Below are 15,111 nucleotides of genomic sequence, written 5' to 3'. Positions count from 1 at the left end.
CATTTTCACCTAATCCCATGGATTGCCGTCATGTTTTGGCGGAATCGGCATCGCAATTCGCGAGATATTGATCAAGTGTGTATAGGTCAAATTCTCGGAAATGATATTGTTTCCCCAAGAACCGCAGCCAAGAGAAACAGTCGGATTCAATCCGTTTGCCGGTGAACCTCCCGCATCGATTGTTGGCTGATTGATCACTAAACGACTGACCGGTAATACTTTTCCGGCGTATACTTGATGCTCTTTAGTATGACTAAACAGACCAGCTGAATGTCCTGAACCTTCTAATAGTAAGTTTTCTCTTGCAAAAGCGACTGCCTCTTCAAAAGAGTCATAGCTTTTCAGTGCTAAAACAGGTGCCATTTTTTCTTTGCAGAATAATTCAGCCTTGCCGACTGCATCTACTTTTACCGCAATGATTTGGCTATCCGCAGGGATCTCTACGCCTGCTTCATCCGCAATCACTTTAGGATCTTGTCCGATCATCGCTGGATTTGCTTTTCCATCAATAAAGAGTGTGTCGCGCAACTTAGCCAATTCAGCTTGATCAGTAATGACTGCTGCTTGTTTTCCTCGTAAAGCTTCAAGTACTTCGGTTTCTTTCTCAATTGGATAGATCAAACTTTGTTGGCAAGCACAAACGATTCCATTATCAAATGAACGTCCGATAACGGATAATTCAGCCGCAGCTTCGACATCAAAATCACGATCCAAAATCGCCTGAACATTTCCTGGTCCTACGCCATAAGCTGGATGACCGCTAGAATAAGCCGATTTCACCAAGCCTGGACCACCGGTAGCAACGATCAAGTCGACAGATTTCATTAGCTCTTGTGACAATTCGATACTCGGCTCTTCAATCACCTGCAGCAAATCTCTTGGTGCTCCAACACTGACAAGTGCTTCACGCATCAGTTCAATCGTTTCCTTCGTGGTCTTTTTTGAACGCGGATGAGGGGATACGATCATGGCATTCTTCCCTTTTAGTGCCATCAAGCCGTTGCCTAATGGGGTAATGGTCGGATTAGTCGTCGGAGTTACTGAACCGATCACTCCGCGCGGATGCGCAATTTCAATCAAGCCTTCCTCAGGAATCTCTTTGATTACACCTACAGATGGTTTATTTTTCAAACTAGCAAAAATATTGGTCGCCATTCCTTGGTTTTTACCGATCTTATGATCCAACCGTCCCAATCTTGTCTCTTCAATCGCCAATACAGCCAATGGTTCTGCTTGATCAAAAACTGCCTTTGAAATTACATAAAGCATCTCATCTACTTGCGCCTGATCATACCCGCTGATTTTCTCCATTGCGACACGTGCCTGCTGTACCATTTCCTCAATTGTCATTTTCTCAAGCTCCTTTCATTTTTACATACACTAGTGTATGTTTCTAACAACCTCAATATACTCAAGTTATGTAAGCGCTGTCAATTTAGTGAAAAAAAGAACTTGTTCGCAAAATGTTGCTGCAAACAAGTTCTTCTTTTTTTTAAGCGTTCTTAAAAATAATCGTAATACTGCGTTTGATGGCCTCCGGTGTGTAATTTTTTGTCACCTCATCTGGTGTACCAGATCCATACATTCCTTCAAAATAATTGTATAGCATACTTGAAATAGCCGCCGCATCATTCTCAGTTAATCCTTCATTTCTCAGTCCCGTTAGAAAGAAATTATACAGTCGAGCCCGGGTTTCGCGAAAATTCTCCAACAGCTCGGAAAATTCTGGATAAACCTCTAACGTTTTCAACGACTGCTGCATGAACTTGAATCCTATTTGATTATGTGACGGTACAATCAGTATTTGTACGACTTTTTCTTTAAATTCCAAACTTTCGGAAAGCATGATTTCTCTTTTTTCGTCTTTGATTTTTTCGATCGTCATACGAACAACTTCCCCAAAAATTTCCGATTTATTTTTGAAGTGCCAGTAAGCAGCTCCGCGGCTGACATTTGCATCTTTTGATATTTTGTCTAAAGAAGTATTTTCAAACCCTACTTCATAGAAATTTTGAAAGGCGGTTTCCAATAATCGCTGCTTCGTTAATAAGCTGTCTTGCTTCCGTTTCATTGTCATCTCTCCCAGTATAAAAAAACAAGATCAGATAGATTCTGACTTATTTTTGAAATTTTTTAGTTTCCTCATAAATTTCACGAAATCTATTAACTTGTGAAATTAGTTCTTACTTCACTCTTACATAAAGCAACTAGATAAAAAAGAATACGATTACATTTTCACACAATTTCTCCCTTTTTAAAAGAAAAAAATGCTGCCGAGTAAATCACTCGACAGCATTTGATTGTTAGATAGTCTTATTTCATTGGTGGAATGACTGCCAATAATCCGTTGCTCAAGGTAACGTAAATTGAGGCAGCAGTCGGCAAGGCTTCCGTTGAAGCTTTCTTCGGATTCAAAGCTGTTGCCGCTAATGCAATCAAGCTTTCTCCGCGGAAAAGATTGACGAATTGCTTCGTTGACATAACTTGCGGGATACGCGGGCTGTTGATAAGACTTGCAATCAACTTCGATTGGATTCGATCGTTCGCATCAAACGCTGTTTTTGTTGCTTTGATTTCTGGTCCAGTCGTTTTTTCTTTCGCGTGGTCAAATTCCGTTAAGTCATAGGCTTTGATAATTGCATTCAATTTCTCAGCATATTGCTTATCAGTGGCGTAACGTCCCTGTAAATGATCGGTTGCATCTTTATAAGATTCCGTTTGATCTTTCCAAGTATCTTTGTAGAAATCAGCGTTGCCCGAAATTCCTTTTTTAAGCAGCTTCGCATAATCTTCCAACGATTCTTTATATGAAGGATATTTTCTAAATTCAGAAGTTATTTGATAACTAGAGCCTTCTTTATCTTGTTCTAACGTTTGGAAAGACACACCTTGATCTTTGAACTTACCTTTGATTCCAAATAGATTGTAATTTGGTTCGCTGGCTAACGAGCTATTTCCTGAACCACTTTCTAAAATAGCTTGGGCAATCATTACTGAAGAATAAATGCCGTTCTTTTGTCCAATCTCACGAGAAGTTTCCCCGATTTTTTTGATAAATTGATCAGTCGTTTGATTTTTGTTGAAAATAAATGGCTGATCCGTACTATATTCACCAAAGGCATTCGATAAAGAACCGGTTGCTTTTGGTAAACCGGCAATATTCACGCGAACAGCAAAGGTTGGCGCGAAATCACTGATGCTGCCGATTTTCACGACATCACCTGGTTGCGGCGCATGAATATATTGTCCGTTGCCGATATAAATTGCAACGTGAGTAGTTACACTCGTTGGTGCTCCCCAGAATAATAAGTCGCCAGGCTGTGCTTCGCTGACTGGAATTTGAGTACCTGCATATTGCTGGTCTCCGGTCCAACCACCGATATTATGGCCTGTCGCATTCGCATAAACCACGTATGCTAATCCAGAACAGTCAAAAGCGTTTGGTCCCTTAGCACCCCATACATATGGTTTACCAAGATGACGGTAAGCTTCCTGAACGATCGCGGTTTGAACTTCATTACTGAAGGTAGGCGCATTTTGATTTGAAGGCACACGAACATCGGCTGGTGCTGCTGAAGCATCCGCTTCTGGTTGACGAGCCGCCGAATTATTGTCGGCCGGCTGTTGCGCCGCTGCATTGTTTGAATTATTCGCGGGTTGGTTCGTATTCGTATTTCCCGTGTTTTGATTTCCAGAATTGTTCGTTCCAGTATTTCCATTAGGTTTTTCTTCAGGTTTAGGTGTCGATGGTGTTGGTTTCTCTTCCGTTTTCACTGGAGCCACTTCAACTTGAACCGAAACGTCGGCATCCGGCATTGAAAACTGTCCATTAATGTTAGCATTTGCTGAAATTGGGACTTGTGTTGCATTATTGACAAGTTTAACTTCCTTTAACTCGAAGCCCTTAGCTAATGAAACAGAGTAAAGAACTACTGAATTAGCAATTAAGCCTTGTTCTGCTGAGTATCGGAATCTGATCGAGTTGCCATTACCCAAATTAACAGGGATATTATTTGCAATAGGTGTTCTATCCTTTAATAGATTATATTGTTTCACTGGTTCAGGAGTCTCTGGTTTTGAACTTTCCGTACCTCCCGTACTTGAACTTTCAGTCGTTTGTTGGCTTGATGAAGTCGTAGCAGAGTTGCTAGCAACAGTACTGCTTTCTTCAGCAAAAACTTGTTGTGAAGATAAAAGAGTTGGACCAAATAACGTTCCCAACGCTAATAAACTTACAATTTTATTGTACTTCACATCTATACCTCATTTCCGATTTAAATATATTTCTATATATAATTATTTTCCTTAATTACTTACTATAATATCATTAATTCGAAAGCATATCAAAAGAGTCGACCATAGTTCATAAAATCTTCAAGATTATCAGAAATCGATAAAATTAATTGCTTTTTCGCTCAGCATTTTCGTTTTAAACTGCTGTCAAATCAACGATATCGGGACATAAAAATTAGTAATAGACTCAGCAAATTTCATTTTATAGTTTCCTCCTTCTAGTATGAAATCAATTATTTAATAGCATATTTAAAATGTGAATGGTTTTTATTAACCTAATTGAATACTTTTATTTATAAAACATACGCATAAAAGCAAAAAAATCTGGAAATATCAGCGACAAACTGATATTTCCAGATTTTTTTTATCATAAGCGAATGCAAACAGCGTCGTCTCATCCGCTTCTCTACTATAAAACTTTCGAAAAAATTCTTAGTAAAGCGGTTATCTTATCAAATTGAACCTCATCCAAACGGTGATCATTTAGATCTGCTCAATATTACGCCTGTTCTTTGACAATTTTTTGCATCAATTTTGAAATTGATCGTTCATGGAAATGGGTCATTCGCACACTTTCGCCATTTTCCGTCTGCCAGATTTTATTTTCATAGAAGCCCACGGTATCCCGTTTTCCATCCATTAATTCCTTGGCATAACCTAACACTAGACGAATCGCTTCACGTGTTGGTTCATCACTCTTGAAATATCCTGGATAGCTGCGCAAATATTCTTCGAGATCACTATTTCTTGAGACTTTCCAATCTTCAATAAAATCTTCTAAGGCTGTAACTACATTGCTCGTTTGAATCTCCCATAATGATATATCCACTTGATTCTCCATAATGATACCTCCATTTTTGAATCCCTCTACATATAGTTATTATAAAGTGTTTTCATTTTAAATGGCTGAGATATCCGCAAATTTTTTATTAAAAAATATGTTTGGGTTTCTAAAGTTAAAAGTAAACCCTAATTAATTAAAGTTTACCGTTTTATTCTTTGTCAGTGGATTTAACTTCTTATTGTATAAAATTTCAGTTATACTAGTACTAATTGATTGATAAGGATGATTTTTATGCTAACTATTTTAATAAATAAGATTACCGAACGCTGGAAAGGAAACAAGCGGACCAGCGTTGGAATTTTGGCAGGAATTCTGGGGTTGATTTCAAACCTCATTCTATTCCTTGCCAAATTTTTTATCGGCTCACTTTCCGGCAGTGTCTCGATTATGGCAGATGCCATGAATAACTTGTCAGATACTGCTTCGTCGGTAATAACCCTTGCAGGGTTCAAAATCGCGGGTAAACCCGCCGATGAAGATCACCCCTATGGACACGAACGTTTCGAATACATTAGCGGCTTCGTCATTTCTATTTTAGTCACTTATGTTGGTGTCCGTTTTTTAGACAGTTCCTTTGTCAAAATTATGCATCCAAGCAGCGTCTTGCTTTCTCCGATCGTCTATATTGTGTTGATCCTTTCTATATTAATGAAATTTTGGCAATCTCATATGTATCAGAAACTGAGTCGCGAGATTAATTCTGATACCTTGAAGGCAACAGCGCAGGACAGTATTAATGATGTTTATACAACGATCGCCGTTTTGGTTTCGGCAATCGTTGAATGGTTCAGCGGCTGGCGAATTGATGGATACATCGGTTTCTTGATTGCTCTTTACATTATTTATTCGGGGATCAAAATGATTCTGGGCTTTATCAACGATTTGATGGGTGTCCGTCCCCCTGAAGCAGAAGTCTTGGCGATTCGAAAACATCTCGATCATTATCCAGATATTATCGGCTACCATGATCTGCTGATTCATAGCTATGGACCAAACAGTATCTTTGCCTCTGTTCATATTGAGGTGGATCAAGATTGGAGTCTGCCACATGCCCACGAGGTGATCGACTCAATTGAGTATGAGGTCAAAGAAAGTCTAGGCGTCGATCTGGTCTGTCATTTAGACCCCTATCCGCTTGATGATCCAGATTTTAAACGGATCGCTCCGGAGTTGAAGAAGACGTTAAAAGACATTCATCCGCAGCTGCGGTTCCATGATCTGCGCGTGGATAAAACGACGACACCAGAAACGATTTATTTTGATTTAGTTGTGCCCGAACAGCTGAAAAAGGTTAAAAATACACAGTTGCACGATCAGATCAGTCAACACTTTATCAGTCAAAGCGAACTGGCTAAACTAGTGATTACTTTTGATCGAACCTATTTGCTATAAGAAAAAGCCTTGGTCTCGCGACCAAGGCTTTTTCAGGCTTTCCGTTCAACTAATTGGTAGTAGCTGCGAGCAGTTAAACGATAGACGATGAAATAGAGAATCGCAAAGACGATCGTCACAATGCCGCAAATAAGCAAGAACAGCTGCCAGTTCACTAATCCGAATAAAATGAGCAGTTTTCGAATCAGCGGGAAGGCAAAGGCTAAATGGATCACAGCGATAACTAATGGGAATGAGAAAACCATCAGAACCTGACTGCTGATCACCTTCTTGATCTCGCGATGACTCATCCCTACCTTTTGCAAAATCTCAAACCGTTCCCGGTCATCCATTCCTTCAGAGATTTGTTTGTAATAAATGATCAAGGCGGTTGCCAAAATAAACGTAGCTCCGAAAATGATTCCTAAGAAAAAGAATCCGCCGGTAAATACTTTATTTTCGGAAACAAAAGAGTATTTATCATCAAACGTAAATTGTCCCTCACCCGCTTGTTGGAAGATTCGTTCTCTTAACGTTTGAACAAAATCTAAATTCTTTTCTTTATTCTTCAAATCCGCGTTAAACATAAAGTTATATTCTGGAAGTTTCTTTGAAGCGTCTGCTTTTTTAGGAAACCATTTCGCGAGAGACTGATCAAGAACTTCTTGATTCGGCATAACAATTAAAAAGGAATCGGTCAAACCTACCTGCTGATTGATTCCAGGAAACTTAGTGATTCGTTTTTTTATCTTAAATGCCTGATCTGCGAATTTCAACTGGTTCGCTTTTAGATCACCACTGACAGGATAAAAATAAATTTCATCGTCTTTCAAACTTACTGTTTCATTCGTATGTTTTTGATACTCCTGTGCCGTTATAAAATTCATCAGGGTGATCGTTGTGGATCTCGAGTTATAGTAAGTATCTGCATCAGCAATCTGATAAATGTCATTTTCAGGATCAAAAAGAATACTTTGAGTTGAGGTTAAATAAACTTGCTCAGAGAGCGGTGCTTGTTTTTCAGCGCTTACTGCATCAATGACTTCTTTCACTTGGTCGGGATGTTGTTTCGTTGAGATCATTACGTCACGTGGATAGCGCGTGCGCTCAACATCCTTTTGTCCAAAATAAAGACTTGCTGTGGTCGCTACCGTCACCAATACCATGGTTGAGAGAATACAAATGCTGGCCAACCCCGCCGCATTTTGTTTCATGCGATACATCATACTAGATACTGAGATGAAATGGTTCGTTTGATAATAGAAGCGTTTATTCCGTTTTAAGAGTTTTAACAAAGCGATACTTCCCGCGATGAACAAACAATAGGTGCCAAGAATTACCAGAACAATCGCAATGAAGAATAGCGACAACGCGTTCAGCGGAGAGTCGATCGTCACGGCAATTACATAGCCGCTTCCCAAAAAAATGAGGCCTAAAATAGCGATGATCCATCGAGCTTTTGGTTCCTGCTCCCCTTTTTTACTTCCATGCAAGAGTGTGATAGGATTCGTTCGTTTGATTTGCCAGCAATTGATTAATAATAGTAGGAAAAAAATTCCTACGAATAGCAGTGTCACAAATCCCAGACTGGAAAGCGACAGCTGAAAGACAAAATCGTTTCCAACACTGATCAAGCGTTGCAATACTAAAAAGGCCAATTTTGATAAAACGAGGCCGGTAATCAAGCCGGAACTAATCACGATCAAAAAGCTAAGCAAAGTTTCCCAAATCATTAATTGATAGAGTTCGCGCTTGCCTAAACCAAGAATATTGTATAAGCCCAATTCTTTTTTGCGCTGCTTTAACAAAAAGCTGTTCGTATAAAACGAAAAGATCACGGTGAAAATCATGATAATAATATGCCCTAGACCGAACATCGCCCGTGCGGAGGCACTATTGGGTAGATTTTGCATCCCTTCATTATTGACTATAACCTGTGTCATCGTATTGATTGCTACGAGAAACAGCATCGATATTAGAAAAGGCAGATAGCCGCGATGATTTTTTCTTAAATTGGTAAAAGCTAATTTTCCGTAAAACATCTGCTACGCCTCCTTTGATAGCAAGGCTGTCAATGTTTCGTTAATCGTTTCGAGAAACTCATGGTTATCCTTATTTCCGCGATATAACTGATGATAAACCTGTCCATCCTTGATGAACATGACCCGTTTGGCATGGCTGGCGGCGATTGAACTATGCGTAACCATTAAAATCGTTTGTCCATTATCATTCAATCGTTGAAAAATTTGCAGGAGCTGTTCCGATGTTTTTGAATCTAAAGCACCTGTAGGCTCATCTGCCAATAATAATTCCGGATTGGTGATGATTGCTCTTGCTACGGCTACCCGCTGTTTTTGCCCTCCCGATAGTTCATACGGATATTTCTCCAATAATTTCTCGATCCCTAAAGCCTTCACCACTGGTTTAAGTTCGCTCATCAATTCTTTGACGGGTGTTCGAGACAATACCAATGGCAGCAGAATATTGTCCTTAACCGAAAAAGTATCCAATAAGTTGAAATCTTGGAAGACAAAGCCTAAATGGTCTCGGCGGAAAGCAGCCGCGTTCTTTTCCTTGATCGTATTCAGATCCATCCCGTCTAATAAAATTGTACCGGAAGATGGTTTATCTAATGTAGCGATCAGATTCAACAGAGTACTCTTTCCAGAACCCGATTCTCCCATAATCGCGACGTAATCACCCTTTTCAACGGATAAATCAATGTTTCGCAAAGCTTCTACAGGCATACCCTTGAACTGGGTCTGATAGACCTTTTTTATTCCCTCAACTTTTAATAGTTCATTCATTGTGATTCCTCCTAGTTCGTTTTGAAATAAGTATTCGGCCAACCTATTGATACTGATCAACCCTTCTACTTCATCATAGAATCCTGCCTGTAAAAAGACTACTTACGAAAATAAATCCAAACTTACAATTATGAAAGTTTGGATTTATTCAAAAGCTGAGATTTCTTCAGGAAAAACGATTGTAACCGTAGTTCCTTCATTGACTCGAGATTCAATATATAACTGACACCCTAATTTACTCGCGGCTTGTTGACTAAGATAGAGGCCCAGGCCGCTGGCTCTTTGCTGTTCACGTCCATTCATTCCAGTATAGCCCTTTTCAAAAACGCGCGGCAGATCCTCCGCTCGTATCCCCATCCCCGTATCTTGAATCGTCAAACAATTTTCAACAAAAGAAATGCTGATTGTGCCATCTTCCGTATATTTGATTGCATTAAAAATGATTTGCTCCAAAATGAAAATCAGCCATTTCTGATCCGAATAGACCGTTCCATCAAGATTTTCCAGCTGTAAACTTAGATTTTTTTGCGAGAAAAAAGTCGCGTATTTTTTTACAACCATTTTGATGATTTTTTCAATCGATAATTGTTGAAAAACTAAATCTGCCTGATTAAGATTTTGACGCATATAATTTAGAATCATTTGCAGGTATTCATTGATTTTGAATAGTTCATTCTTCATCGTTCGCGGATCAAGCTGTCCTGATTGAATCAATAAGTCTAAAGCAGCTACCGGTGTTTTGATTTGATGGAGCCATAGTCCAAAATCGTCCAGCATATCTCGCTGCTTTTGCTGCAAATCTTCTTGCTGCCGATTTTTTGTTTCTAAAACTAAACGCAATACTTCTTGATACGTCTTTTCACTCAAGGTTTCAGCTTTAGGTAAAAAAATCAGACTGCTTAATTGCAGATCTTCTGTCGCCAACAATTCCAATTGCTTCTGTTTCTGGCAATAGCGGTAAAAAGAAACCAGCGAATACACGAGCAGCATGAACATCGTGAATAGCCAGCCATCCCAAAAAGGCGCAAAAGGAAATTCATAGAGATAGAACGTCAAGAAAATCAAGAACCAGAATACCAGATACATACCGTAAATAATCCGACGTTCATAAAGGAAATATTTAAGCCGTCTCATCGCTTCTCCTCAATTAAATAGCCTTTGTTTTTGACCGTTTGGATCAAACTGTCGATACCGAAGTCCTTCAGTTTTTTGCGTAAACGCGTCAAATTAACCGCCAAGGTATTGTTATCAATGAAATCATCGCTTTGCCATAAGGTCTCAATAATTTGCTCCCGCGGAACGATTTGGCCTTGCGTCGCAAATAGTACGCTTAAGATTCGGGATTCATTCGGTGTCAGCGGCAAATGATCATTCGCCGATTGGATTTGATTGATCGCCGGCACAAACTGATATTCACCGAAGTCGTAGCTTAATTGCTGTCCGTATTGATAACTGCGCCGCAGCATCGCTTGAATTTTTGCTAATAAAACCGTCAGTCCAAATGGTTTCTCAATAAATTCATCGGCACCCATGTTTAAGGCCATTACTTGATTCATTTGATCCTTTGCCGAGGAGAGAAAAATAATCGGAACTTCAGAGACCTTGCGAATCTCTTGGCACCAATAGAAGCCGTTGAAAAATGGCAGGGAAATATCCAAAATTACCAGATCCGGCTGCACCGCTTGATACTCAGCAAACACCTGCTGAAAATCTTTCGCTACATAGCAGTTCATTCCCCACTGATTCAAATGTTGTTGAATTACGGAAACAATCGTCGTGTCATCTTCTACTAGAAAAATTTTATTCGTCATTATAGTTCCTTCTACTTTTTCTTCTTATTATACTAGAAATTTTTAGAATTTCGGCGGCTATCTAAGAATTGCGCGGACATTTTCTTAAAAAATAAACTGAAATACCTTATTTATCGACACGTAGACTGGTGTAAATGTGAAAAAAAAGCCCTCTGCTTAGCAGAAGGCTTCTCGTATTAGAAAGCGCGATAGACATATTGATTTTTCGGTGCACTGACAGGCTGCGCCTTAGCCACCGCTACGGAAGGAATCTGACGATGGAACGGTTCAAAGAAGTCCAGCGTGATCGTCCCTTCGACATGCAGCCATTGATTATTTTTCACCGCTAGATTTTCCGGCAGCTTAGTCATTAAGCCAAATACACCCGAATCAGCAACACAATGAATGATCCCAAAGCGGAATAGAAAATCATATTTTTGATTGTTCTTATTCGCTTCATAAACGAAACCGTTGAAAGAAATATTCTTGCCGACAAAAGAGTTCGGATAATTATAGATCAATTCCATTACTTCCAAATAATTATCGTTCGTAATCTCTAGCTTTTGATCCGTCTCATATTTTTTCATAAGCTTCGACATTTGATCGTTATAATCGTTTTTATTGTAGTAAATACTAGTATCGGGCTTTAAATACTGGGTATTCATCTCTGGGTCGCCCACCGATTCTTTACTAATGGGGAAACTAAAGCCCTTCGCCTCAACAATGGTCGTATCTAAACTGATCGTTGGAAATAGCATCCCGACAACCAAAGGTAAGATCAGCAGCAGATAGACGATCCCGCGTTGATACGGCTTCGACATACCATGATCATGTCCGTCGTGGTGAACATGTCCCTCGTGCTTCTCCCCCGCTGCCCAAATCCGCAATTGAACCAAGGCCAACAACAGCGACAAGCCCATTGTCAGAAAAACCAGATAACGATAATGTACATTGATATATTGATCCAATCTGCCAGAAACTTGCAGATACATCATTAATTCGAAATAACCAGATAAAATCAGAAAACGTATCATGAGGTTCTCTCCTTTGTGGTTCTTCTTACTCTTCTTTTGTTACAACTGCGAAAGATTGAATTGGCTCCCTTAGTCCATTTTTGGTAATTATTTTTCTGAAAAAAAAAAATAAATTCGATTTGGATTTCAATTTATATCACTAATGCGTAGACTGTGACGATCACACTGATCAAAGCGATCAGCTGTAAAATAAATTTCCCATGAAAACTGCGTTTCATCATCATCAGGTTTTTGATGTCGACCATAGGGCCAAACACTAAAAATGCCACAATCGCATTGGTACCAAACAGACTCAATAACGACGAGCCGACAAAAGCATCTGCTTCTGAACAAAGTGACATCGTGAAAGCCAAGACTAACATGACTAAAATACCGATGATTTTCGAAGAGGTCAGCTGCAGCATAAATTGTGTCGGTAAAAAGACTTGCATCCCGCTCGCAATCAACGCTCCAATAATCAAATAACGACCTGTGTCAAAGAATTCATCAATGCTATGAACCAAGACGGACCAAACCTTCTGACCAAAGGATTCCTTTTCAGCTGTTTCGTGATGATGGTGCTGATGCTCCCCATGATCATGCTCGTGCAGCTCTGCCTTTAAAATCGGTGTTCGATTGAAATAGGCGATCCATGAACCGATCAGCAAAGCTACGATAAAGCTTCCTACTGCTCTCAATAAAGCGAACTTCATACTGTTGCCAAAAGCGATATATGTAGAGAATAATACGATCGGATTAATAATCGGTGCCGTTACCATAAAAGCAAACGCTGTATGCTCCGGTACCCCTTTCCGCATGAATTGAGTGACAATCGGAATAATACCGCATTCACAGGAAGGAAAAAAGAATCCTATAAAAGAACCTACTAAAATAGCTAAAAATTTATTTTTAGGCAATATTTTTTGCACACGCTCTGGTGTCAAAAAAACTTGCAATGCACCAGAAATGATACAGCCTAATAGAACGAACGGAATCGCTTCAATGACAATCGATAAAAAAATTGTACTCATTTGCAATACCGAATGTGGTAGAAAATTAAACATAGGATTCCCTCCAATTTTGCACTGTTTTAAGATATACTCTTTTTTATCAAAAGACACAAGAAAATTTCGATTCACAAACTTTTTTTAAGACTTTTTTTATAGTTTTTTCCCCTAAACGCAAAAAAGCCCGCTCATCAAGAGCGGGCTTTTATTTGTTATTTTACAGCGTCTTTTATTATGGCTGTTTTACCGCTTGTTCAAACTGGTCAAAAAACGCTTGAAATCAACGTTTAACAACGATTAAATTACGATAAAAAAACGAGCTAGAACGAACTAGTTAGGATTTTTTGCCCCTTTTCTGCCCCTTTCATTCTTAATCTTTTGTTCGCTCGAAAATACGAACGTACATTCGTATAATAAGTTTATCAATTTAGAATGGAGTGATCGCATGCAGTCAATAACAGGAACAGTTATCAAAATTAAAATTTTAAAGATGTCGGAATGTCCCCTTGTCTTCTTTAAGTTAGATGATGTTAGTTGCTTGATTGCTGGTCACTCTTTGAATTTTCTAGCTGACGTAGAAGATGGCATGAATGTTGTAGTGGCTGGCGATTATAATAAGAGAAAACAATTCATTGTAAAAAAGTACGCTGTGATCGGAAAAACAAAAATTATGATGGAATTTGATATGGTAAAAGCCTGATTTTTCGGGCTTTTTAATTTACCAACATAAAACAATAAAAAAAAGGAGCTCCCGATTAGTCCAGGGCTCCAAGGATTATGAAAAAGTGTTTTAGGGTTGTTGGTGACTAAAGTATACAGCGAGCGGTTACATTTGACAAGATAGATTTACTCAAAAAAATAGAACGCCCGGTCGTTCGAGCGTTCTGAAGTAATGAAAAAAATGTTTTTAGGATATGAATAGTATACAATGAAACGGTTTCATGTGCAATGGAAAAATAACTTATCGTGGGCTAGAAATCTTTTCTCTTTTATTGATGTTGATCAACTATTTGTTGAGACTTGTTAGCTGTATCTTTTACATCTTGTTTAGCCTTGTTTAATTTATCAATATAAGCTTTTAAATTAGAATTTTCTTTGTTTGCACTTGCTAATTGTTGTTTAGTAGAATCCAGTTCTGCTTGCAAAGAATTTTTTTCACTGTTTAAAGTGTTAATCTGGTTATTTAGTGAATTAATGGTATTTTGTAAATCATTAGCTTTATTTTGTGCATCCTGCAATTTAGTATTAAATTCTTGGTTTTTCTGATTGATCTCTTGGTTTTTCTGCTCAATTTCCTTTAATTTATCTGCGATTTCTTGCTGTTTAGATTGAAGTTCTCCATTTTTACTATTTAATTGAGATTCTAAACTAGTTTTTTCTCCAGCTAATTGATTTTTTTCATTTTTCAAAGCTTCTAACTGTTGCTTGTAACTATCAATATCTTTTTGAAATTGAGTTAATTGGCCCTCTGTACTTGCTGATTTATTGGATAATTGTATGATTTTCTGTTCTTTATCTGATAATGAATCATTCAACTTATCTAAGTTATCATTGATGGTAGAAATATTCTGTTCCCCACCCCAGTTTTAAATACTGTCTGCATAATTTTTACCGGCTAAACCAATAAAAGCTATTACAATGATGAGTGTTACGACTACATATTTTTTCCTTTTCATTATTCAATTTTCTCCTTTCATATATAAAAGCGACATTGCAACTTTTATATATTAACGTTTTATCTATTGTTTCTCAATAACATTGTTTATTTATAATTAAATTTCAATATAAGCCTGCATACTATAATTAAATCGTGTTTAAAAATCAGGAACTGATATTGTAAGAAGATATTCAGTTGTCGGCAAGACAAGTATCATTCTAGAATTTGAATCAAGTAGATTCCAACGGAAGAAGGTATGAAATGAAAGCAGACGAATTACTGCAACGATTAACTGCGAATCCTTTTCATGAGGAATACAAAGGAAATAT

13 protein-coding genes are annotated in these 15,111 nt (G+C 38.4%); 2 read left to right on the top strand and 11 right to left on the bottom strand.

All coding sequences use genetic code 11. The features are described from left to right. Positions 1-9 precede the first annotated feature (9 nt). The 4 genes from PGP85_RS01650 to PGP85_RS01635 form a co-directional block, all read right to left on the bottom strand. Complete coding sequence (locus PGP85_RS01650) at positions 10-1,350, bottom strand: aldehyde dehydrogenase family protein (RefSeq protein WP_270325669.1); 1,341 nt, start codon at positions 1,348-1,350, stop codon at positions 10-12. A 142-nt stretch (positions 1,351-1,492) separates the two neighbouring features. Further along, the gene (locus tag PGP85_RS01645; protein WP_090408542.1) at positions 1,493-2,071 is read right to left on the bottom strand and encodes a TetR/AcrR family transcriptional regulator; all 579 of its coding nucleotides are present in this window, start codon (positions 2,069-2,071) and stop codon (positions 1,493-1,495) included. Positions 2,072-2,313: 242 nt separating this feature from the next. After that, the gene (locus tag PGP85_RS01640; protein WP_270325664.1) at positions 2,314-4,254 is read right to left on the bottom strand and encodes a glucosaminidase domain-containing protein; all 1,941 of its coding nucleotides are present in this window, start codon (positions 4,252-4,254) and stop codon (positions 2,314-2,316) included. A 538-nt stretch (positions 4,255-4,792) separates the two neighbouring features. Then, positions 4,793-5,134, bottom strand: coding sequence for a hypothetical protein (locus tag PGP85_RS01635; protein WP_010742140.1), 342 nt, complete (start codon positions 5,132-5,134; stop codon positions 4,793-4,795). 234 nt (positions 5,135-5,368) lie between these two features. Between PGP85_RS01635 and PGP85_RS01630 the strand changes: the two genes are divergently transcribed. Further along, positions 5,369-6,529 (top strand): cation diffusion facilitator family transporter, encoded by a 1,161-nt coding sequence (locus tag PGP85_RS01630; protein ID WP_010742141.1) that lies wholly within the window; start codon positions 5,369-5,371, stop codon positions 6,527-6,529. Between the two features lie 32 nt (positions 6,530-6,561). On the opposite strand, the gene PGP85_RS01625 is transcribed toward PGP85_RS01630, so the two are convergent. The 6 genes from PGP85_RS01625 to PGP85_RS01600 form a co-directional block, all read right to left on the bottom strand. Beyond that, entirely contained in the window at positions 6,562-8,550 is a 1,989-nt protein-coding gene (locus PGP85_RS01625; RefSeq protein WP_010742142.1) for an ABC transporter permease, read from the bottom strand. A gap of 3 nt (positions 8,551-8,553) precedes the next feature. Beyond that, positions 8,554-9,315, bottom strand: coding sequence for an ABC transporter ATP-binding protein (locus tag PGP85_RS01620; protein WP_270325663.1), 762 nt, complete (start codon positions 9,313-9,315; stop codon positions 8,554-8,556). Positions 9,316-9,459: 144 nt separating this feature from the next. Then, complete coding sequence (locus tag PGP85_RS01615) at positions 9,460-10,449, bottom strand: sensor histidine kinase (protein ID WP_251864978.1); 990 nt, start codon at positions 10,447-10,449, stop codon at positions 9,460-9,462. Then, positions 10,446-11,126: a response regulator transcription factor gene (locus PGP85_RS01610; protein WP_270325661.1), complete on the bottom strand. Its 681-nt coding sequence runs from the start codon at positions 11,124-11,126 to the stop codon at positions 10,446-10,448. Before PGP85_RS01610 ends, PGP85_RS01615 begins: the two co-directional genes overlap by 4 nt. Positions 11,127-11,302: 176 nt before the next feature. Further along, complete coding sequence (locus tag PGP85_RS01605) at positions 11,303-12,139, bottom strand: TIGR03943 family putative permease subunit (protein WP_090408551.1); 837 nt, start codon at positions 12,137-12,139, stop codon at positions 11,303-11,305. A gap of 131 nt (positions 12,140-12,270) precedes the next feature. After that, positions 12,271-13,182: a permease gene (locus tag PGP85_RS01600; protein WP_270325656.1), complete on the bottom strand. Its 912-nt coding sequence runs from the start codon at positions 13,180-13,182 to the stop codon at positions 12,271-12,273. 388 nt (positions 13,183-13,570) lie between these two features. Between PGP85_RS01600 and PGP85_RS01595 the strand changes: the two genes are divergently transcribed. Further along, positions 13,571-13,825 (top strand): hypothetical protein, encoded by a 255-nt coding sequence (locus tag PGP85_RS01595; RefSeq protein WP_010743567.1) that lies wholly within the window; start codon positions 13,571-13,573, stop codon positions 13,823-13,825. Between the two features lie 289 nt (positions 13,826-14,114). Here the strand turns inward: PGP85_RS01595 and PGP85_RS01590 are convergent, their stop codons facing one another. Then, on the bottom strand, positions 14,115-14,690 hold the full coding sequence (locus PGP85_RS01590; RefSeq protein WP_333490232.1) for a GumC domain-containing protein: 576 nt from the start codon (positions 14,688-14,690) through the stop codon (positions 14,115-14,117). Between the last annotated feature and the right edge of the window lie 421 nt (positions 14,691-15,111).

The sequence above is a fragment of the Enterococcus malodoratus genome (assembly GCF_027659535.1).
Taxonomy (GTDB): domain Bacteria; phylum Bacillota; class Bacilli; order Lactobacillales; family Enterococcaceae; genus Enterococcus_A; species Enterococcus_A malodoratus.
The sequence above is the reverse complement of the archived record's forward strand: the minus strand, read 5'-3'. Positions and strand labels throughout refer to the sequence as shown.

What these genes read in the sequence shown, in the direction of transcription:
- PGP85_RS01650 (WP_270325669.1), bottom strand. Translation starts at nt 1,350, where the DNA reads ATGACAATTGAGGAAATGGTACAGCAGGCACGTGTCGCAATGGAGAAA.
- PGP85_RS01645 (WP_090408542.1), bottom strand. Translation starts at nt 2,071, where the DNA reads ATGAAACGGAAGCAAGACAGCTTATTAACGAAGCAGCGATTATTGGAA.
- PGP85_RS01635 (WP_010742140.1), bottom strand. Translation starts at nt 5,134, where the DNA reads ATGGAGAATCAAGTGGATATATCATTATGGGAGATTCAAACGAGCAAT.
- PGP85_RS01630 (WP_010742141.1), top strand. Translation starts at nt 5,369, where the DNA reads ATGCTAACTATTTTAATAAATAAGATTACCGAACGCTGGAAAGGAAAC.
- PGP85_RS01625 (WP_010742142.1), bottom strand. Translation starts at nt 8,550, where the DNA reads ATGTTTTACGGAAAATTAGCTTTTACCAATTTAAGAAAAAATCATCGC.
- PGP85_RS01620 (WP_270325663.1), bottom strand. Translation starts at nt 9,315, where the DNA reads ATGAATGAACTATTAAAAGTTGAGGGAATAAAAAAGGTCTATCAGACC.
- PGP85_RS01615 (WP_251864978.1), bottom strand. Translation starts at nt 10,449, where the DNA reads ATGAGACGGCTTAAATATTTCCTTTATGAACGTCGGATTATTTACGGT.
- PGP85_RS01610 (WP_270325661.1), bottom strand. Translation starts at nt 11,126, where the DNA reads ATGACGAATAAAATTTTTCTAGTAGAAGATGACACGACGATTGTTTCC.
- PGP85_RS01605 (WP_090408551.1), bottom strand. Translation starts at nt 12,139, where the DNA reads ATGATACGTTTTCTGATTTTATCTGGTTATTTCGAATTAATGATGTAT.
- PGP85_RS01600 (WP_270325656.1), bottom strand. Translation starts at nt 13,182, where the DNA reads ATGTTTAATTTTCTACCACATTCGGTATTGCAAATGAGTACAATTTTT.
- PGP85_RS01595 (WP_010743567.1), top strand. Translation starts at nt 13,571, where the DNA reads ATGCAGTCAATAACAGGAACAGTTATCAAAATTAAAATTTTAAAGATG.